Genomic DNA, 22,395 nt, shown 5'->3' with positions numbered 1-22,395 from the left:
ATTGCGAATTCGATCGGCCAGCGTCAACGGTTTGTCCTTCTTCTCGGTCGGAACCGCGGTGCCATCGATCACGCCAAGATCAAAGTGCTTTTTATCGGGAAGCGTCTTCTTGACTAAGATCCGCTCGCAAATGCCCCACAAACTGCTGGTGATAAAGTAGATACAGAGTCCGGCGGGAACGCGAAAGAAAAACAAGCCCATCATCAAAGTCATGATGTTCATCATTTTCTGAGTCATCGCGGTTTGCTCATCCGTTGCCGGCGGCATGAACATTTTCTGTTGCAACAGGAACAACCCGACCACAAACACAGGCAGGACATTGAAATAGGGACCAAGCCAACCCGTGCCACGGCCCGACAGATAGTCCCACATCCAATCGCCCCAATAGGCAGCCATATCGGGACCGGCCAAGTTGGACGCCCAGCTTGTCGCCGAGGAGACCGCTTTTTGACGTAGTTCGATGTCGACTGACAACGCTCGGTACAACCCGATAAAGATCGGCAACTGCAGAAACATCGGCAAACAACCGGCCATTGGATTGAAACCGACACGAGCCTGCAGTTCACGCTGCGCCTTCAAACGGCCTTCCATGTCGTCTTTGTATTTTTCGGAGATCTTCTTCAGCTCGGGTGCCAGTTCCTGCATCCGTTGGGCATTGATGGCAGCTTTTCGGCTAAGCGGAAACATCAATCCCCGTACCAATACGGTCAACAAGATGATCGCGACCGCATAGTTACCGATCACGCCGCCAATGATATGCAACACGCTCGCCAACAAACGGGCGAACGGGGAAAACCACCCGTAATAGATGGTGTCGCCCAAGCCGTATTCTTCCACCACGTCGGGATCTTTGGGTCCGGCGAACAGACGCAGCGTCTGTGACAATGACTCGCCCGGTTTCACGGTGCTGACATTGCTGGTCAGATAAAACGTCGTGTTGACCGCACGCTCTTTGTGACGAGGGATCTCATCGGCGTCCGCCACAATCCCCGCTGAAACGCGTTGCAAATCGGTAAACGCCTTCTTCCCAGCCTCCGGTAGATAAGCGGTTACAAAGTACTGAGCATCGACGGCAACATATTTCAGTGCTTGAGTGCTGATGTCAGAATCGGGCGAGTAAATCGATTGATCAGGATCCTCGGGCTGCTTCTTTGCAAGTTTTAATAGGTCATAGCCACTTAGCAATTCGTGACGATTTGCGACACTGGTGTAGACGATATCGCGAGCCGCCGCTCCGCTGAAATTAGGGCTGATCTTGTTGCTGTACCACCAACCTTCCAACGTCAAACCGTTGGGTCCAAAAAGACGATAGGCAAGGTCTTGCGGCTGATCGCCTTTGTTCTCGATTTCGATCCCCATGTCGATCACATAGCTCGCTTTGGGCAAACGATAGCTGCGAACCAATTCCAAAGGTTGCCCCTTGGCTTTGTCGAGATCATCGCTGCTGAGTTTCAAGCGAAAGCTCAACTCATCAACGTCGCTCAGCGCGTCGGCTGCGGACTTGTTTGCTTTTTCGATCGTCCACACCAACGTGGCGGGATCCGTGATTCCTTTGATTGCTTCGTCGCCGACCATGATCCCTTTGCGATTGACCTGAGCTAACGTCAGCAAACAGGACAACTCGGATTGGTTACCAATGACTTGGTCGGCACCTCCATCGCGAGCCAAACGAATCAGATCCAAAGGGTGCTCGCTAAGCTGGACGGTGACCGTTTGCGGCGTCAGCGAATCGTCGGCCGCTTCGCTTGATGTCGCTGCGTCGCTGCGACGAAGCATTTCGACCTTGACCGATTCGCCCGGCTTGGTTTCCGCCAGTGCAATATCGATGTCATTGCGGCGGACAATCGGTTTGCCGTGGATTTTGGTAATGATGTCGCCCACTTGCAGTCCGGCGATCTGCGCCGGAGTTCCCGGGGCAACAACGTTGACTCGGACGCCATCGACCGATTCGGCAGTACTGGCGGCAAAATAGCCCATGTATCCGCTACGGACATCAACGCGGCGGTATTTCAGTTTGCCGTTGCCCTCTTCGCGTTGGACCAATTCGATTCGCTCAATGGCCCCCCCACGACTGTTCAGGGTGACCATCATCGAGTAACCCGATTTGGGGTCCATCGATCCCAGCGTCACCCACTCGGGCGTCTTTGGACGCTCGGGCGTTACCTGGTCTGCGGCGGCGTCAGCAACATCCGCATCCGGATTCTCGCTCGACTCCGTGTCGGTAAGCGTCTGGGCCGCCTCGGAGTCCGCATCGTCTTGGTCTTCGACGTCTTCATCCAGCGGAGCGGCGACTTGCTGTTTGTCTTTGGCGATCGGTTTCGGTGGGGGCATCACCCAATGCCGCAACGACATATAGATGGCCAAGAACGCTGTGGAGTAAATGATGAAAGTAAGTAGACGCCGTTCCACAGTGATTGCCAGCAAAAGAGGAAAGTGGGGAGAGGTGTTCGCGAGAGTTTGTGTGTAAACCCTCTATTCTGGCAGTGTTTTTAAATCTTGGGAAGGCGAACGAAACTGTTTTGCGGGAATGGATTGCAACAGCGGGACGCAAAATACGCACGACTGGCAAATAATTTGCCGAAAACGCACCCGCCTCGATAATATGGGAACAATTAAGGCGAGTTTTTCGTCCTATTGAAACAGTACAGCCCCTCATTACTTCTGCCTTGCTAAGGCAAATTCCGTGACACAAAGCCGCTGACGAAACACGCTCCCCACAAAGATGGTTTGGTAAACCTTGCGGGTTGTACCGAATTTTTTCGTCTTAACGGCTGTAGGTTGTCGACGAATACCCGATGAATGGGCCCGATACATGGGCCATGTGCAGCCGGATTCCAAACCGGACTGGACATGACCGCCCGCTATTATTTTGCACTTGCCGCCTGAGAGAACTGATGCGACGCAACTCCGAGAACCACTCGAATTCCTCCGAGAACCGCTCTAGCGCCGTAAACCCATCGAAAAAAGAACGTCGCGGAATCCTTCGCGATTTTCTGACCTATTTCAGCACCGGCGGTAATAGCCCGGCTTCGGTAAAACGTGGCCGATTGCTGCTGGAATCGCTCGAGCAACGTCAATTGATGGCGGGTGACGTCGAATTGATGTCAACTGACGGTGCTAGCGACCAGACATACAGCACCTTGGCATCTCAAACCGGCAGCATTGCTTCACAGACCGGTAGCAGCGTCTCTCGGGCGGCCGAAGGCGAATTGACCGACGATCTTGTTGCGTTTGCCAAAGCGCTCGATGAAGCCGGCGTCATCATGTACGGCGCCGAATGGTGCCCTGCGTGTACCGAGCAAAAAGAGTTGTTTGAGGACGGAGGCAAATTTTTACCGTTTATCGAGGTCACCAATCCGGATCGCACTCCATCGCAGCTCGCGATTGACGAAGGCATCACCAGCTATCCGACTTGGGAATTCCCCGACGGCACTCGGCTGGTGGGCGTGCAGACACTGGCGACGCTGAGCGCTCGTAGCGGGGTCGCGATTCCGCAAGGCGAAACGCCTTCGTTTGCGACGATCGGCAACAAAACGGTCCAAATCGGAGCTCCGCTACACGTTCCTGTAGACGCCTATGATCCCGATGGCGGACCATTGACAGTCACGGTGAGCGTCGCAAATCCCGATCTGTTGGAAGCGGTCGTGTTGTCGGGGAACCGATCGATCCGCATCGACATGGATGGTTATGGCGACATGGTGTTCGAATTATTCGAGGATCGAGCGCCCACGGCGAGCGGGCGAGTGATCACCCTAGCCGGCCAAAATTTTTACGACGGCATTGAATTTCACCGCGTGATTGACAACTTCGTGCTGCAGGGAGGCGATCCGACCGCAACCGGTACTGGCGGTTCGACGCTGGGTGATTTTGACGATGATTTCCATGAGGAACTGATGCACACCGGTTCCGGCATCTTGTCGTATGCCAAAGCGGGCGATGACACCAACGATTCGCAGTTCTTTATCACCGAAGGGCCGCAGCGTTTTCTCGATTTTAACCACAGCGTGTTTGGCCAGCTTGTCGAAGGCGAAAAGGTTCGCGAAGCGATCAGCGAACATGCGACCGATTCAAGCGACAAGCCCACATCCGCAGTTCGCATCACCAGCGTCGACGTGTTCGATGACACCGAAAATGCCGTGGTCATGCTAAAGGCCAAAGGCAACGCGACCGGAACCACCAACGTCACCTACACCGTGACCGATGCACAAGGCCGTACTTATTCGGAAACCACCACGGTCAGCGTCATCGCGGACACGTCCAACAGCCAACCGTTTTTGAATGACGTCACTGACCCTGCGGCGGTCGCCAGCGGAACCAACGCGACGCTTGCGTTGTCGAGCGTGGATGTCGAAGGCGACGCGGTCACCTATTTCGCCAGTTCACAAAACACCGCAGCGGCCACTGCGACCGTTAATCCGACCACCGGCGTGGTCACGGTGACTCCCGCAGCCGGTTTCGTGGGAACCGTGCCCGTGTTGGTCGGTGTGCGGCCGGGAACCGGAGTGACCGGCAATTCATCAAGCGACATGGACACCCAATTGGTGACGTTCACCTTTGGCAGTGGTGAATCGGTAGCGACACCAACGGGCATCGATCTTAGTTCGTCAAGTGACACGGGAACAAGCACGACCGACAACATCACCAACGCCGGCACGTTGTCGTTTGTTGTTTCGGGCGTCACCTCAGGTGCAACCGTCGAGTTAGTCAATACCGCAACCAACACGGTGGTGGGCGTCGGCGCGGCAACGGGTTCGACGATCACCATCACGACCAACAACATCGCCGCGCTCGGTGATGGCACCTACAACATCGCCGCTCGCCAAACCGTCGATGGCGTCACCAGCGAACGCACCGCCGGCATCAACGTGGTTTACGACACCGAGGCACCGGGCAGCGTAGCGGATACCGCAGCCACCCAAGCCAACGTGGGACGCGAATTCCGCACCGATTTGATCAGCAGCGAAGAAGGCAGCGGGTTCACCTACACACTGAAGACAGCACCTGCTGGTGCGACCATCGTCGCGGCGACCGGCGAGATCGTGTGGACGCCTACCGAAGCTCAGATTGGCGACAACACGTTCACGCTGGAATTGTCCGATGCTGCGGGCAACGTTCGCACCGAATCGTTCAACGTCAACGTTGCCGGCCAACCGATCGCCGAGATCAAATTGACGATCACCGACCTCGATGGCAACCCGATCACCGCAGTCCAAGTCGGCCAAGAATTCAACCTGAACATGATCGGCGTCGATGCTCGCACCGGCGATGATCTTGACGGGATCTTTGCCGCGTTTGCCGACATTCTGTTCGACAGTGGTTTGATCCAACCCAAGGCCGGAACCGCGATCACGTTTAGTGATCGCTTCCCCACCGTGCAAAAGGGAACGATTTCGGACGGTTTGATCGATGAACTCGGTGCGGCAACGGATCGCTTGACACCGAGCGAATTGACCGACAGCCTGATTGCGACGATTCGCATGGAAGCGTTGGGAACCGGAACGGTCAATATTCGCTCGGAACCCGCCGATGCGGCCGACAGCGAGGTGTTGCTGTACGGTAACGACAACCGCATTCCTGCCGACGCGGTTGCCTATGGCAGCGTACAGCTTGCGATCGGGCAAAACTTTACCGTTGCCGATGATCAGGTGACCGTGGCCGAAGATTCCGCGCCATCCACCATCGATGTGCTGGCCAATGACAACGTCATTAGTGGGACAGGTTCATTGACGCTCGTCTCGGTGACCCAGCCAACAAGCGGAGCGGCCGTCAGTGTCCAAAACGGTAAAGTTGCGTATTTGTTGGACGCCAATTTCAATGGCACCTTTGAATTCACTTATCGCGTTCGCGACGACCAAGGTATTCAAGAGGATGCCACGGTGACCGTCACGGTGACGCCAGTGAATGATCCCCCCACCGCCACCGACGATTCATTTGACGTCGACCAAGGTTCGACCTCAACACCGCTGGATGTCTTGCTGAACGATTTGATTACTCCTGACACCGGCGAAACTCTTCGAGTCACCGCCGTCCAAGGAACCACCGCCAGCGGAGGAACGGTCACGATCTCTGCAAATGGTCAATCGGTTCTCTATACGCCGCCAGCGAACTTTACCGGCAGCGATTCGTTCACCTACACCGTTTCAGACGGATCGTTGACTGACCAGGCGACCGTGTCATTGCTAGTCAAATCAGCCGACCCACCGCCGACCGCTAACGGCGACGCATTCACGTTGACCGAGGATGCCGCCGAAGCCCAGTTCGATGTGCTAAACAATGACACCGCCGATGCGGACAATCAAGCGTTCACAATTATCTCGGTTGGCACTGCCGACAAGGGCGGTGCTGCGAGAGTGAGTGACGATGGCACTCAAATCTTCTACAAACCGGCAGCCAACTTTAACGGCACCGAAACCGTGACTTACACCATTCGTGACACCGGAGGCGGGATTGCCGTCGGCACCGTCACATTTACGGTCACGGCGGTCAACGATGCCCCGCCGATCATCAGCCAAGTTGCCAAGCAACACAACGGCACCAGCGAAAAATCAATCTTCACGCTCGCAGAATTGCCTGCGAACGTTGACAGCAGTGAAACGCTGACGTTCTCGAACCTCAGTACTCCGACGGCTGGCGGAACCGTTCGCATCGACGCTGCGACGGGTACCATTTTCTACAAACCCGCGGATGGCTTTAAGGGCACCGATACGTTCACCTACCAAGTCAACGACGGCAGCGGTTTGACGAGCACCGGCACGATCACGGTCGAAGTCTTTGACTTTGTGCCACGTGACGTGCTGCTAAACTTTTTGTCGACTGACATTGACCCTAGCCAGATCGGTGGCATCGTGTTGACCGGAACCGACGACTCGAACACGGCCGTTGAAATTCCGTTGTCCTTCACCGGCGATAAGCCTGCGTTCAAGGACATCTTACCAGGAACGTACAAGTTACAAATTCCTTCGCTGCCATTCTTTGACAATGGATCGGCAGCTCAAGAGATCACGGTGACGAGTTTGCCAGAGGATGGTGACATGACTGTCGACATCTCACTTGGACGTCTTCTTCCCGAATTCATCACGATCCGCGAATGGCTCGGATCCACACCGAAGCAGTCGTTGCTCGTCGCGGTAGAACCCGGCAGTGAAAACGCCGTTGTCGTCCCTTCGGCGGCCGTCAAGTCGATTTCAAATCCAACGGTATCGCTCGATTCGTCAAGCACGAACCTGACGATCAATGGCACCAAAACCACGACGTCGTCGACTGGCACCGTGACCACGTCGCAAGTCACGGCGACGTTGCCGACGACCGCAGACCGACGGGTGCAAACGCTGGGTCAATCCGGCGGAATGCAACTGTACCGAGTCAGCGTCGAAGAAGGTGATGTTACGTTTGCCGAGCAGACGACTGCTGCGGCAGCGACCAGCACGTCTGAATCCTCCGATACGGGTTCGACATCGGCGGAGGGAGAATTCATCGATTCCAGCGGCAATGATTCAGCTTCGCTCGCTGCCACCCAAACTGACGCGACAACGATGGGAGTCAGCAGCGATGATGAAGACGGGGTTGGCCAGTCGCTGCTACGCACTCAATTGGCAAGTTCGTCCGCTTCGGCGAACACCGAGGCCGTCGATGATGCGATGAGCCAAGTCGCATCCGAATTGACTTTGATCTCCAAAACAGGCGACGCGATCGCCGAGCAAGATGGGACAGAAAACTCGCTTAGCGATCAAGCGATTGACGCGGCAATTGCCACCGATTTGTAGGTCAATCGACACCCAAAATCGCGATGTTCCGCCTTTCGTTTCGGACGAAAACGGGGGCGGAATTTGCGTTCGGTCGTCAGCGAACGGGCTTGGGAAAATCGGTTTTCGAGCTCAAAAACCGTAAAAGTGCGTATTTTACGGAAAAATAAAGTTTCCCATTGACAGCAGCAGTCCCGTTGCTAGTGCCCCCTGTGCGACCCCGTTTCCAGCCTTGATTCTGGTCTGAAAACGACCATATTGCAGAAAACACTGAAAAACGTGGGCTTTTTTGGGCAAAGCCGGGTTGCGTCAGTGGCATGGCCGACATAACACTTTGCCCTATTGAAAACATCGAGCTATCAAGCTCAACCCAGACTACTCTCACCCTGTGATAAGAAGGTTGTTGCACATGGCTAAAGCCGCACCCAAGGCAGCCCCACTAAAGGCTCCGACCAAGACTCAGATTTTGGCTAACATTTCTGAAGCGACCGAATTGACGAAGAAGGACGTTGCTGCCGTCTTCGACGCGTTGACCGCTGAAATCGAAAAAGCGATCAGCAAAGGTGGCCCAGGCCAGTTCGCAATCCCAGGTCTTTGCAAAATCATCCTCAAGGACGTTCCTGCAAAGCCAAAGCGAAAAGGCCGTAACCCTGCCGACGGCAGCGAAATCTGGTTGAACCCTAAGCCAGCGAGCAAGAAGCTTTCGATCCGACCTTTGAAGGGTCTGAAAGAAATGATCTAAAAACCTGATTAGGTTTTGACGATTTTTCGATCGCCCCGCTGCGGGGCGAACAAGACAGAAGTAGCTGGTCAGCCAACGATTTTGATTTGGTTGCCAGCTTTTTTCGTTTGGTAACTTCTTCACGGTTTTATGAGTGAATCATCTAACAGTCAGCCAATAGACGTACTCGCCTCCGTAAGCGTACGACTGATCGGCTATCGGTGAAACAAAGCATTCGATACACCCCATCCGAAGGTTTGCCGACGGACTGAAACAAATAAGAAAATCGCGGCATTGGTATTTCGTGAATTTTCTTATTTTTGTTAAAGGTCCAAGTCAGAACCAATTTCCTTCGATTCTTTCGGTGTTCGACATGCGACAACTTTGCCTCGGAACCTGCATGCTCGCGTTGGCGTTAACCAACGTTGGCTGTAGGCAAACGACTGGCCCGACTGCGGGCGGACCGCTCACACCAGTCGGCCCCATGGCCCCGGTTGGATTGACGCCTGCACCGATCGGAGGTGTGGGAACCAGTTCGGCAATCAGCCCGTTGGGTGCCTCGACGCGAGTGCCACCTCCCCCCAACAATTCGTTCCAAAACGCGAACGGTGCGACGGCCGGATTTGTGCCGTACGGGCAAACGAATGTGGCACCGTTCCAGTCGCCAGGTCAGGCTCAACCGTTTGATTCGTTTTCGTCCAACCCCTCGCAATTCCCCCCCTCACGATCCAGCGGGTTGCAACCGACGGCCCCACCACAGCTCGCACAGGTTTCTGGCAGCGGCTACGAGGATCAAGCCATTGGTTCGGGGGTGGCGACCACGGGTTGGCAAGAAACTCGTTCTCAAATCAACACCGTCTCAGGCACGTTTGCCAATCCGGTTAACGGCAATCCTGCCGCTGGCTACCAGCCTGCCAATTCGGTCCCGCGAGTCCGCTTTAACGGAATGCAGGTGCACGATTTAACCGGCGCCCCGAAAACGCCTTACAGCGTGGCTCCGGCGACCACCTATGTTGCTCCGATGCAGTCCAACACGATGAATACATTGAGCCGCGGCTACTATCCGCCTGCGGTGGACAATGGCAACCGAATCAACTTGGCTCCGCAACGCGCCCCGGCCGAGTACCAAACCAATCCACAATACAATCCGCAACCGATCCCGATTCCTGAACGTGATCATAATGCGAATGCTCCGGGGATGGTCCCTCATTCACCGAACGCAGCGTCTTCGCAATACGGATCCGGCGGAGACCAGTTTAGCTCGGCTGATAACGTCGCCTCGTCGCAATCGGCACCGGCGTTACACCCAGCCCCACAGTTGGATCAAGCCGCAACGACGGTCAATGCGTTCGAGCAACAAAACCGTCAATTGGCTGAACATCAGCCTTATACGAACATGGAACCCGCGTTTCAAGGCGCACGACGTTTCACGACACCAATGCCAAGCACAGACCCTCTAAACCAGCCCGCGGCACAAACCGCAGAAAATGCCAACACGCTTCGTTGGGGTCGACCTGGCACCGCGTTCTAGACTCGTTTCCAACACGAGTCGACGGTGGCGAGTTTGAAAGCGAGGATTCTCGCGGAGAGACTCACCAGCGGTGCAGAGGGTCTCGTGAGAACGCCCGCAGCGGTTGTAGTCTTCGTCCCCTGTGCGTTTGCTTAACTGTGCGTTTGCTTAGTGGGGGGCTAGCATCGAGAAGGTCGAATCGCTCGAGGCAAAACCGAATTGCGGATCTTTTCGAGGCTGATTCACAACCGCCGACAGCAACTCTTGCAAATCTTCGATCGGCTCCGGCTTGCTATACAAATAGCCCTGCCCAAAATCACACTTCAGATCACGCAGTTGCTGCAGTTGACGTGTCGTCTCGATCCCTTCGGCAATCACCTTGGTGTCTAGATTGTGTGCCAACGTGATGATCGCGTGGATGATGGATTCATAATCGTCACCAACTTCCATCGTCGAGACAAACGAACGATCGATCTTCAACACATCAATCGGAAAACGATGCAAACAGCTCAGCGATGAATGGCCGGTGCCAAAGTCGTCCATGTGCAAACGGATTCCAAGATTGCGAATCTCGCTCAAACAATCGACAATCTGCTCGGGGCTATCCATGATCATCGATTCGGTGATCTCGAGATTTAGCTGGTTCGGTGAAACATTCTCGGTTTCCAACACGTCTCGCAGCAAGTCCACAAAGCCGGAGTCGGCGAGTTGGCGTTTGGAAACGTTCACCCCGATCGAAATCGGCGGACCGTCGCCGCGGGCTTCGTTTAAGCGATGAATGGTGCGGCACGCTTCCTCGAGGATCCAGCGACCGATAGGAACGATCAATCCGATTTCTTCGGCAACCGGAACGAACTCGGCAGGGCTAATCAAACCTTTGGTTGCATGATCCCAGCGAACGAGCGATTCTAGTCCGACGATGACCCCCGTCTCGACATCAAAGATCGGTTGATAAACCAACCGCAGCCCACCGTCCTTTAACACGGTGCGAAGTGCTTCTTCGAGTTCGAGTCGTTTCAGGACCGATTCGTGCATGGCGTGGTCAAACACGGCCAAACACTGCTTGCCACTGAACTTGGCTCGGTACATGGCCAAATCGGCGTTGCGCATCAATTCTTCGGGCGTAGTCACCGAATCATTTGAAAACGCAATCCCCAGGCTTGTCCCAAGTGTCAACTCGTGACCACTGACCGTATAGCGGCCGATCAAGTCGGTGCGAATCTGTTCGGCAAATTCGGTCGCCACCTCTTCGTTTGCGACGTTGCCTAGGAAGATCACAAATTCGTCGCCACCAAGACGTGCCACCAAGTTTTTTGTTTTCGTTTCCGAGTGTCGCGAAACGGAATCCACCGCTGCTTGCAATCGCTCACCAATCGCGACCAGCAGCTGGTCGCCCACGGCGTGCCCCAGGCTATCGTTGATGATCTTGAAATTGTCCAGATCCAAAAAGATCAGTGCATCGCAGTTGCCCGCACTAAAAGTACGGTTCGCAAATCGCGACTCAAGCATCCGTTTCAGATGGGTACGGTTTGGCAGATTGGTTAATGAATCATGAGTCGCCGCATGCTGCAGTTCCGATTCCGCTGACTTGCGTTGTCGAATCTCGACGTGCAACTGCTGATTCGAGCTACAGAGCTGCTTCAGACGCCCAACCATCGTATCGAGGTTGGTCGCCAGATCCCCAAACTCGTCGTCGCGATTGATTTCCGAACGAGCCGAAAAATTCCCGGTCTCTCCCATGCGAGTGGCATGCTGAGACAATTGATTCAGCGGGTTGATGACAATCTGTTGCAGTAGCAGTAACAAGATCGAAAGTACGACAAAGGCTGCTGCCACAAGCGAGCCGATCGCGTAATGCATCGCGATCCGGCCCTCTTGCGATATATTGCGACGAACAAAGGCATAGGTCGACAATACCGGGTTGCCTTGGATATCAAGCAACGTCCCTTCGGCGACAAGATGGTCGTCGTCAAGCTCTCGAATCGAAATCGGAGCGGCGGCCACCACGTTGCCGCGGCTCTCACCCCCGCGCAACGACGCCGGTACAAGTTCCGGAGAGGCTTTCGTCAACCGATCAATTGCATCGACTTGGAAAGTGACGTCGGCCTGTTCGGCTTTCGCTGCAATCGCTTGGCGATCCAAAAAGCGTCCTACGACGCAGGCCCCTTCCACACGGTCATCGCCTTCGCGGAAAATGGGTCGTCCCAATACGATCATCGGACCCGCTGCGGTTGTGATGATTCCGCGGGTTTCGGCGGCGACTCCCTTTGGAGACGACAGCAATGACTTGATGACAGGATGCTTTGGCGTCCAGTCGTCCTCGGGAAACGAGGTCACAGAGGCTTGCTGCGGACGGCTGACGTTCCCTTTGGAGGCGGGCGGATGAATGCATTGGTAGACAACCTTGCCGTCGTGATTGACAACGGCAAACATGTCGAGATGCTGATCTGAACCGGGCGGTCGGAGTTGGCTGCGACGCTGAAAGCAATCTGTCGTTTGATCGACGTAATCTTGCAGAGTATCCCACTCGGTTGGCAAGTCCAACACCAAGTGCAAATTATCGACGTCTCGTTGGATGCTATCGTGGCAACGCTGCAGATCCTTCGTCGCTTGAAATTGCTCGAGTGCGACGAATCGCGGCAGCACCACGTATTGATGAATCGCTGTGTCAATCACGACATACGTGATGAAGACCGCGATCAAGGACAACAATATCTTCAGTCGCAGATTCATTCAGCCAAGTCCTACCCCGCCAGCGCGTACGTCTCGTTCGGGCAGCATGACTTGCCAAGTCTATCGAGCAAGATCATGACGTGAACGAATTCAGAACGTGGGTGCTGCCCTTGCAAGCACCAACAACAAACGTCCCGTCTCAACTGTACGACAAAACTTGCGTGACACCGCAGACGCGGCATTTCAGAAATCCGAAGCTTCCTCAGGGCGGATGGGTTAAACGTCACAGACCCAACAACCCGACTCGCCGTCCCCTGCGAGACCGCGAAGCAACGCTCTCGTTTTCGACGGAGATGACCAGCGAGATTGTCAAGACCGGCGAGACTGATATCGCCGACCGTCCTAGCCGGGTTTAAGCCGCTTCGTCGTAGTACCCGGGCTCATCACGTCCATCGCCATCCCAGTCGCCTACAACAGGCTGGCTGTTTCCGCTTGGCCGTGGCACTTCAATTTGAAGATCGTTACCGGTGATCTTGCGGTCACCATCGGTATCGATGATCCAAACATCACCCCGAACGACTCCGATCTCGTCGATTCCGTCCCCATTAAAGTCACCGACGATCGGTTCGTCTCCGGCACGCCCAAATTCGACCTTTTCATCGTCGCGGGTCCATCGTCCGTCGCCATCGGTATCGAGCATCCATGTGCCACCGCGGAAGACCGCGATTTGATCGATCCCGTCGCCGTTCCAATCGCCCGCAATCGGCGTGTCAACTTGTTCGCCGTATTGGAACACGTGATCCACCGCATCGGCACGCAAATTGCCATCGTTGCCGCGACGCAGCCATCGCTCGCGATCCTCGCCACGGTCGTCGACATGTTTGGACAATGCTGCGGCCGACAATTCGCGACGCCGCTTGTTTTCGGGATCGGGTAGCCCGGGATCCTTCTTGATCCGTTGCGGGTCACGATGCCATTGGCGACCAAAAATCGCAACATCGTCCTTGCCGTCACCGTCCCAGTCGCCAACGACGGGACGATCAAGTTCGGTCCCCAACTTGATCCACAGATCGCCTTCGTCCCAGCGACCGTTGCCATTGAGATCGACGAACCAATGTCCGTTGACGAACAACACGGCTTCGTCCTTGCCGTCGCCATCAAAGTCACCCGTCAAAGCCACGGCATCTTCTTCGCCCATCGTCAAACGATCGGCAATCTCCATCATCTCGCCATCGGCGTTGACGATTACCCAGCGACCGGAGGTATGTTCGCCCTCGGTCCAATTCTGCTGCATCGTGGTTGCCCCCACGGTCTTGATCACCGCCGATCCATCGTCGGCCGATCCACCAGGGAATCCTCCGTTGATCACACTAAGATGCCACGATACGGCCCATTCGTCGTCCGCGACCAGAGGACGACGGAACGATTGAATCTCACCAAACCCAACCAAACGGATTTGCGGATCGAATGTTTCAATTGGCGTATAGACCTTAGTGTCTTCGATTGGATCTTCGATCAACTGTGGGATCGCCGGTTCGGTGATCGCAATCTCACTAAAGTTGTTGCTGCGACTCGATCCGCCAGCGCCCAAATTGATGAACAGAATCGCATCATCACGCGGATCCGTGGCTTCGCTCAGTGCTAACGTTTGAATGCGAATGGCATCGTCATCAGACAACGCATCAGCTGGGTTGACAGCAACCCCGCCGGTCGAACCGGCGGTATCCAAACCATCAATGAAGTTGTCTGGTTGAACCTGATACACACTGTAGGTACCTGGACGAAGTCCGGTGAATTCGTAATAGCCAAACTCATCCGTCGTGACGCGAATCACGCCATCGGGATAGACACCCGCAAGCGCCCGATCGGATGTAAACGCTTCGCCGAGGACATTGCGTAATTCCAGCGTTACCCCGCCGATCAGAATATCATCGTCGGTCAACAACCCGTCTTTGTAGTCACGCAAATCCTCGGCACTCGGTGGCGTGTTCGCCGGAATCGCCGAACCATCCTGGAACACATATCCCGAGATCGTCGCCGGAGGGACTTCGGGAAAATCATAGTCAACGGCATTGGTGCCGCCGGTCAATTGGATGCCGCTGATCAGGTCGTCATCGGCCACGGTGCCGCCAGCCGAACCTGGTACCGCCCCCCCATCAAACAGATCGGTTGGCTGATGTTCATAGACCGAGTAGGTGCCGGGTGCGAGGTTGGCGAATTGGTAGTTACCAAACGCATCGGTACGCGTTTGTGCAATCCGATTGCCCGCTTCGTCCAATAAATCGATCAAGATATTGCCGAGCGGGACATCCCCCGAGTTGAACACGCGGTCCAAATCGGTCTCTTTCCACACGGATCCTGAAATGGTCGAAGGTTCGCGTTCGCAGAAGTCATAGTGGACCACGTTCGCCCCGGCGACCAAGTCGAGAGCCAGATGATCGTCGCCGATCACTTCGCCTCCGCCGCTTCCGATACTCTGCCCCCCTTGGAAAAATCCATCGGGTTGGATTTCAACGATGTGATAACGCCCCGGTGGCAGGTTTCCAAAACGGTACAATCCGCTGGCATCGGTAGTCGTTTCGGCGATTCGATTGCCATCTTCGTCGCGTAGTTCGACACGTACTCCGGCAATTGGCTTTTCACCTTCTTCATAAGTACAGTTGCCGTTGCTGTCGACGTGCACATAGCCGCTGATCGAACCAGGCACCAATTCGCCAAAGTCATAATCGACGACGTTGCGACCGGTCCCCAGGGTCAACCCCGTCAAGTCGTCGGCAAGAATCGTTCCGCCGCCGCTGCCAATGTGTTGGCCACCCTGGTAGTAGCCGTTGGGCTGATGCTCAAAGATTTGATAGTCACCGGGGGCGAGCCCTTCGAATCGGTAGCGGCCATCGGCATCGGTTACCGTCGACGCAACGACATTACCGTTTGCGTCTCGCAAATCGACTTTCACGCCTGCGATCGTCGCCTCATCGGAATCGCGTTTTAGATCGGCATCAGCATCAATATAGACAACGCCGCTGATCGATCCGGGTGGCAATTCACCAAAGTTGTAGTCGACAACGTCACGCCCGCCGACAACGCCAATCCGGTCAAGTCTTGACTTAGAATCGTGCCGCCGCCGCTGCCGATATGCTGAGCCCCTTGGAAGTACCCGGTCGGTTGTTGTTCATAGATTTGATAGTTGCCCGGAGCGAGCCCTTCGAACAGGTAACGACCATTGGCATCGGTGACGGTGGTCGCGACGATGACGCCTTTGTCATTTCGCAATTCGATCGTCACATTGCGGATTGGGCTTTCGCCGGTGTCGCGTTGAAAGTTGCCGTCGGCGTCAACGTAAACGACACCGCTGATCGATCCGGGTGGCAATTCACAGAAATCGTAATCGACAATGTTGGCGCCCGCCAACAAATTCATTCCGAGCAAGTCTTGGTCCAATACGACGCCGCCGCCGCTGCCGACGACTTGGCCGCCTTGGAAGAATCCATCGGGCTGTTGTTCAAAGATTTGGTATTCGCCCGGCCGCAAACCTTCGAAGCTGTATTGACCTTCAGCGTCGGTGGTGGTGCGTGTTAGGACCTGACCATCGCCGTCGCGGAGTTCGATCGTGACACCTGCGATCGGATCTTCGTCGGCGTCACGCACGCAATCGCCGTTGCTGTCGACATACACCACGCCGCTGATCGACCCGGGCATCAGTTCGCCAAAGTTGTACTGGGTCAATCGATCGCCCCAGCCAATCGGTATGCTTGAAATGACATCGTCGACTGAATCATCGCCGCCATTGCTGCCGGCTTGTTGGCCCCCTTGCAACCATCCGGTCGGCTGCATTTCGCGAACCGTATAGGAGCCGGCGGGCAAATAGGTGAATCGGTACGCACCGTTGGCATCAGTACGAGTGGACGCCACTTTTTCGCCATCGCTGTTGAACAGTTCAACCAGCACGTTACCGATCCCGGATTCACCCGAGTCACGACGATTGTCGTTGTCACGGTCGTCGTACACCACGCCGCTGATTTCCGCAGGCGGTCGTTCACAGAAATCGTAGTCCACCGCGACTTCGGCCGACGCCAAGGTAATTTGGCTGATCCGGTTCGGCGGATTCGCGACGCCGCCCGCTGAACCGGCGTGCGATGTGCCTTCGAAATAGCCATCGACTTCGCCTTCGATCACGGTGTATTCGCCTGGCGCAATGTTGGTGAACGAGTACTTGCCCTCGGCATTGGTCGCGGTCCGTGCGACCTCGTTTCCATTGACGTCAAGCAAGCGGATCACGACGCCCGCAGGAGTGATTTCGCCTTCGTCGTAATCACAATCATCGTCGGCATCGACATGAACACGGCCTGACAGCGTTGCCCCGACCAATTCACCAAAGTTGTACTCGACACCGGCTTGCCCTTGTTTTAGCTCGATATCAATCAACGAGTCGCCGTCACTTCCGAGCTTTCCGACCTGCGTCCCTGAAACGGTGCCGGCAGTGTCTTTACCGTCATAGAAATCATTGGGTTGAGTTTCCACCAATCGATAGACACCCGGTACGATCCCAGTGAATTGGTAACGTCCATTTGCATCGGTGACGGCGGTGGCGACGACGTTGCCGCTGGCATCGACCAATGAGACCGTGGTCCCGGCAATCCCTTCTTCGCCACCATCGCGTTTCCCATCGTCGCTGCGGTCGTGATAGACGAATCCGCTGATCGTGGCCGGAGCGATTTCGCAGAAGTTGTACTCGACGCCGCGGCCATTGGCCGTCATCGTGATCTCTTGGATCAAACCACCGCCAACCGCAGTCCCCGACGTAGAACCGTCGACAAAACCAACGTGAGCACCGCCATCGAGTAGGCCCGCCGGCGTGTACTCAACAATTCGGTAATTTCCGATCGGCAACTCATCAAACTCGTAACTTCCGTCAGCCGCAGTGCGTGTTTCGGCGATGATCGTACCAAAGGAATTCTGCAGCACCACACGCACGCCTTCGAGCGGTTTGTTCCCCGGTGCATCATGAGGGCCTTCGCAATCTTCGCCGGGCGCGACCAAGTAGACGAAACCTGTGATCGAACCAAAGGGTGTTTCGCCAAAGTTGTAGTTGACGCCGGCGCTTGCACCAGCCAACACGATGTCGTGGATCGCATCGCCAGGATTGTCGGCACGTCCGACGACCACGCCGTTGATTGTCCCGGGCGAATCCAGACCATCATTCAAATACGCGGGCTGGTCGACTTCGATAACCTTGTAGGTTCCCGGTGCCAAGCCGTTAAACGAATACGAACCATCGGCTGCGGTGGTCACAGTGATTGCCGACTGCGCCGAAAGGGTGTTGATGGGAACCAATTGAACACGCACACCGGCGATCCCGGTTTCGCCCGCGTCCTTGTTGCCGTCATTGTTGTCGTCGCGATAGACATATCCCGACACTGATGCCGCTTGGGCTTCGGCAAAATCATAACGGACCGCATCGGTATCCCCGAGTGGAATATCGATATCGGCCAACACGTCGATCGATTCAACGCGTCCGCTGGCAACGCCGTCAACCGAACCGGGGATCGCGCCGACACTGAATAATCCATCGGGCTGCGTTTCAACAATCCGGTAGCGTCCGGGAGCGAGTCCCAATACGCGTGGAAAAACGTATTGCCCATCGCCATCGGTCGTCGTGTGATGACCGGTATCGACGTAGCGATTGCTGGCTTCGTCCCATTTGAACAGCGAAATCGTAACACCGCCGACGGCCGCTTCGCCATCGTCACGAGTCTGATTCAAATTGTTGTCCAACCAAACTTGGCCGGCAATCGAGATCGGTTTCGCGATCTGGCCGGTCGTCCCGACTGCGGCGGCCGATCGGTTTGGACGACTATCAACGCCGGTTCCTTCGTCGGGCGGCAAATTTAGATTGTGATCCGATGCGGGATCGCCATAGTCGTTCAAAAAGATCGCATCGGCATGTGATGTCTCGTAATGCGGGGCATTGAAGGTTGCTTCGAGAATCGAGTCCTGGAACTCTTGCCCCGACGCGATCACATCCAAACGGCTGTTAAATTGATCCAAATCCGGAAGGTTACGCAGCACTTCATCGACGTCGATTGTGAATTCCAAGCGGTCGCCCGCGCGAAATCCGGACAACCTCAGCACCAATTCTTGACCGCCATCTTCGACTTCCGCGGTAGCTTCGACCGTATGCCCATCGGCTGTCAGAATACGTACGATCTGAAACCCGTGAGCGCCATTTTTGCCACGGCCGCCTAGTTCGGTGTCATAGATCAGGTCACCGACGGTGATCCCATCACCATCTTTATCGGTGCGGATGCGAAGCTCGTTTAACTCGGTGCCCTCCGCCCCGCCGGTGAACGACAGGATGAATCGGTCACCCTGCGAGTCGCTACCAACGTCCTGGTCCGATTCCAAATAGTCGGTCTCGATATAGACGACACCCACGTGAATCGGATCGGCCGCGAACAATCGACGGCTCTCGAGCTTCTCGGACGTCAAGATTCGTCGCTTGACGTTCTTGGTCCGTGTTTGGCTTTGGATTGATCGGCTGCGTTTTGTTTTCCAAATCATCCGAGGCACCTCCGTGTGCGATGAACAAATAGAATCGTCTTTCGCTTCCGCGAGAGAAACGATTGAGCATACTTTCGCAATGCGAAAAGCGACTCATGATGGGTTGTCTTTACTTAGGCTAGGCGGCTAGCCTGTCGAGCGGCTACCGCTCGATCGGAACCGTTCCCTCGGCGATGCGGCTGTCCGAACGATGTAACTCGTCAAGACTCCATCGTCGCAGCGTGGCGTCAAACCCACCGGAAAACAAATGGCCGCCGGTTGCGGTCAGCGTTGAAACGGTGCCGACATGCCCTTCGAGCCGGTGTCGTATCACGCCGCTGTCGGTATTGACAATGTGAATGACGTTGTCCGACCCCGCCACAGCGATATGTTGACTATCGATCGTCGCGATCGCAAACAGACGCCCCGACGTGACGGTAACACTGTGAATTTTCTTTTGATTCATGGTGTCGAAAACTGCGACAACCCCATCTTCGGCGACCGTGATCACATTGTTGCTATGAGGATGAAACGCAATGTCACGAATACGAGATGAATGCAAATGCGGTTCCGCGATCAAATTGCCGGTTTGCGGATCAAAAAGATGCAAGTGTCCGCTGCGGCCACCGACCGCCAATACTCGCATATCATCGCGATAAGCAATGCTGCGAAGATCGTTGCAATCGCATGAAAACTTGGGCGTTTCGTTTCCGATCGCACCAATGATGAACACTTTAGGATCGAACCCGACAGCGGCAATTTTGTTTCCGTCGGGCGCGAAACAAACACACGCTAGAGCCGGAGTCCCCTGCATCCGCTGGCCCACTTCAAACGACCGTTTGCGATCCCAGATGATCAATTGGCCATCGTTGCCTGCCGAAACGAGCGAATCGCCTGCATTGTCAAACGACAAACTGCGAATCAGGTCTCGGTGTCCTTTGAGCGTATGCATCACTTTGAGCGTCGCGACATTAATGATGCGAATTGCAAAATCGTCGCCTGCCGCAGCCAACAGTTCGCCTCGAGGATCGGCGGCGACGGCGGTCACCAAAGGTGGCGTTGTGCGATCCCCCACCGGTTGTAAACGGATGACGCGGCTTGGAAACGATGGATGCCCCAGTGCATTGGCGATCGTTGGCGTTTCGGCGAGCAAAGCATCCGCGGTGCTGACGGCGATCATCGCGGTCGTTGCGGTGGCTATCCAAGTCCGGCGTGAAACACAACGCGGCATATCTGATCCCTCAAAAACGAACAAGTAATCCAGGGCGAGCACACGGCGTGAATTCCATGTTTCACAGCGACGTCGACAGATGTCGCTGAAACGATCGACATGGCCGCGCATAGCCCCAGTTACTCTCTAAATCGGCAATCCGAAAAACCGTCATGAACGGAATAATCGGAAAAGTCGATTTTGCAAACCAGACGCCCGCATCGATCGCTGCGAAGCAGGCAGGAGGCTTCGGGCAGAAGTGATCTCCGCTAGCGGGCGTCTTGATTGCCGTTTCTCGCTAATTCTGGCCGTCTGGGGGCGATCAATCTTCCAAGCGGAACATCACGGTCGCCAGAGGCGGCAGGTCCACCGAGATGCTATCGGGACGGTCGTGGTGGCCTTCGCCAAACGTTTTACGCCCTGGGTAATTGCCGACGTTCGATCCACCGTAGGCTTCGCCGTCGCTATTGAAGATTTCTTTCCAGAAACCACTCGCCGGCACGCCCACACGATAGCCTTTGCGAACGACAGGGGTAAAGTTGCTGCACACCAAAATCGGTGGCGTGCCATCGAGCCCCTTTCTCAGGTACACCAGCGTGCTCTCATCGGCATTCATGCAGTCGACCCACTCGAACCCATCGCCGCTGAAATCGAGCTGATGTAGTGCGGGATTTTCGATTACCGTCTTGTTCAAATCGGCGACCAACTGCTGCACGCCGCGATGGGTGGCGAAATCCAACAGGATCCAATCGGGACCGTCGTCGTGATTCCACTCGCTCCACTGAGCCAACTCGCCCCCCATGAATAACAACTTCTTGCCCGGGTGCGTCCACATGTACGAGTACAACAAGCGAAGATTGGCAAATTTTTGCCACATGTCACCCGGCATCTGGCTGATCAACGATCCTTTGCCGTGCACCACTTCGTCATGCGACAGCGGCAGCATAAAGTTTTCGGTAAAGGCGTAAATCAGACTGAACGTCAACTCGTTCTGATGGTACTTGCGATGAATCGGTTCGTTGTGCATGTACGACAACGTGTCGTTCATCCAGCCCATGTTCCATTTGTAGGTGAAACCGAGTCCACCATCATCAACCGGTCGCGACACGCCCGGCCACGCCGTCGATTCTTCGGCCGCCGTGACGACGCCAGGGTATTTATCGTGAATCGCCGTATTGAACTCACGCAAAAAGTCGATCGCTTCGAGGTTTTCGCGGCCACCATATTGGTTCGGAACCCACTGGCCTTCTTCGCGGCTGTAATCCAAATACAACATCGATGCTACGGCATCCACACGAAGCCCGTCGATGTGATACTTGTCCAACCAGAACAGAGCATTGGCGACCAAGAAGTTGCGAACTTCGTTGCGACCAAAGTTAAAGATCATCGTGCCCCAATCCGGGTGTTCCCCTTGGCGTGGATCGGCATGCTCGTACAACGGCGAACCGTCAAAGCGACGCAGCCCATGCGCGTCTTTGGGGAAGTGGGCGGGCACCCAATCGATCAACACGCCGATGCCATGTTGGTGCATGTAATCGACAAAGAACATAAAATCTTCGGGGCTGCCGTGACGGCTTGTCGGTGCGAAATAGCCGACGGTTTGGTAGCCCCATGACCCCGTGAACGGATGCTCGCTGACCGGCATCAATTCGACGTGGGTGAAATTCATGCGATGACAATACTCGGCCAATCGGCGGGCCAGATCACGATAACTCAGCCAGCCATGTTTGCGGCCCGGCCCTTTTTGCCAGCTGCCCAAGTGCACTTCGTACACGTTCATCGGTTCGTGCAACGGGTTCCAATCGCTCCGCCGGTCGATCCACTTGCTGTCGGACCACTGGTACGCGTTCACGTTGGCGACGATCGATGCGGTTAACGGCGGCAACTCGGCTGCCAAACCATACGGATCGCTCTTGTCGACCCACGAACCATCGGTGCTATGGACTCGGAACTTGTAACGGTCCCCGACCTTCGCCCCCGGCACAAACAATTCCCAGATACC

Annotated in this window: 9 protein-coding genes; 3 read left to right on the top strand and 6 right to left on the bottom strand. The window is 55.5% G+C overall.

Annotated elements, in window-relative coordinates:
* Positions 1-2,409 (bottom strand): membrane protein insertase YidC (gene yidC / locus RMSM_RS06325; RefSeq protein ID WP_040764386.1); only part of this gene is annotated, 2,409 nt, incomplete at its 3' end.
* 485 nt (positions 2,410-2,894) lie between these two features.
* On the opposite strand from yidC, the gene RMSM_RS06320 reads away from it, so the two are divergent.
* The 3 genes from RMSM_RS06320 (at position 2,895) to RMSM_RS06310 (ending at position 9,994) form a co-directional block, all read left to right on the top strand.
* A complete protein-coding gene (locus RMSM_RS06320; RefSeq protein WP_008693143.1) occupies positions 2,895-7,763 on the top strand; it encodes an Ig-like domain-containing protein in 4,869 nt (1,622 codons plus the stop codon).
* 388 nt (positions 7,764-8,151) lie between these two features.
* Positions 8,152-8,484: an HU family DNA-binding protein gene (locus RMSM_RS06315; RefSeq protein ID WP_008693142.1), complete on the top strand. Its 333-nt coding sequence runs from the start codon at positions 8,152-8,154 to the stop codon at positions 8,482-8,484.
* A 352-nt stretch (positions 8,485-8,836) separates the two neighbouring features.
* Positions 8,837-9,994 carry a hypothetical protein gene (locus tag RMSM_RS06310; protein ID WP_144057420.1) on the top strand — a complete coding sequence of 386 codons (1,158 nt, stop codon included), beginning with the start codon at positions 8,837-8,839 and terminating at the stop codon, positions 9,992-9,994.
* 147 nt (positions 9,995-10,141) lie between these two features.
* Here the strand turns inward: RMSM_RS06310 and RMSM_RS36475 are convergent, their stop codons facing one another.
* The 5 genes from RMSM_RS36475 to glgB all read right to left on the bottom strand — a co-directional run.
* Entirely contained in the window at positions 10,142-12,706 is a 2,565-nt protein-coding gene (locus tag RMSM_RS36475; RefSeq protein ID WP_008693140.1) for a bifunctional diguanylate cyclase/phosphodiesterase, read from the bottom strand.
* A 352-nt stretch (positions 12,707-13,058) separates the two neighbouring features.
* Positions 13,059-15,686, bottom strand: a complete 2,628-nt coding sequence (locus RMSM_RS06295) for an SdrD B-like domain-containing protein (protein WP_236622028.1) — start codon at positions 15,684-15,686, stop codon at positions 13,059-13,061.
* Complete coding sequence (locus tag RMSM_RS06290) at positions 15,632-19,204, bottom strand: SdrD B-like domain-containing protein (RefSeq protein WP_008693133.1); 3,573 nt, start codon at positions 19,202-19,204, stop codon at positions 15,632-15,634. The genes RMSM_RS06295 and RMSM_RS06290 overlap by 55 nt, the downstream gene beginning before the upstream one ends.
* Before the next feature lie 142 nt (positions 19,205-19,346).
* Positions 19,347-20,414 (bottom strand): WD40 repeat domain-containing protein, encoded by a 1,068-nt coding sequence (locus RMSM_RS06285; protein WP_160168241.1) that lies wholly within the window; start codon positions 20,412-20,414, stop codon positions 19,347-19,349.
* Positions 20,415-20,715: 301 nt separating this feature from the next.
* Positions 20,716-22,395 (bottom strand): 1,4-alpha-glucan branching protein GlgB (gene glgB, locus RMSM_RS06280; protein ID WP_052031518.1); only part of this gene is annotated, 1,680 nt, incomplete at its 5' end.

It is taken from the genome of Rhodopirellula maiorica SM1, from assembly GCF_000346295.1.
GTDB lineage: Bacteria > Planctomycetota > Planctomycetia > Pirellulales > Pirellulaceae > Novipirellula > Novipirellula maiorica.
This window is presented reverse-complemented; position numbering and strand designations above follow the sequence as displayed.

What these genes read in the sequence shown, in the direction of transcription:
- RMSM_RS36475 (WP_008693140.1), bottom strand. Translation starts at nt 12,706, where the DNA reads ATGAATCTGCGACTGAAGATATTGTTGTCCTTGATCGCGGTCTTCATC.
- RMSM_RS06290 (WP_008693133.1), bottom strand. Translation starts at nt 19,204, where the DNA reads ATGATTTGGAAAACAAAACGCAGCCGATCAATCCAAAGCCAAACACGG.
- RMSM_RS06315 (WP_008693142.1), top strand. Translation starts at nt 8,152, where the DNA reads ATGGCTAAAGCCGCACCCAAGGCAGCCCCACTAAAGGCTCCGACCAAG.
- RMSM_RS06285 (WP_160168241.1), bottom strand. Translation starts at nt 20,414, where the DNA reads ATGCCGCGTTGTGTTTCACGCCGGACTTGGATAGCCACCGCAACGACC.
- RMSM_RS06320 (WP_008693143.1), top strand. Translation starts at nt 2,895, where the DNA reads ATGCGACGCAACTCCGAGAACCACTCGAATTCCTCCGAGAACCGCTCT.
- RMSM_RS06310 (WP_144057420.1), top strand. Translation starts at nt 8,837, where the DNA reads ATGCGACAACTTTGCCTCGGAACCTGCATGCTCGCGTTGGCGTTAACC.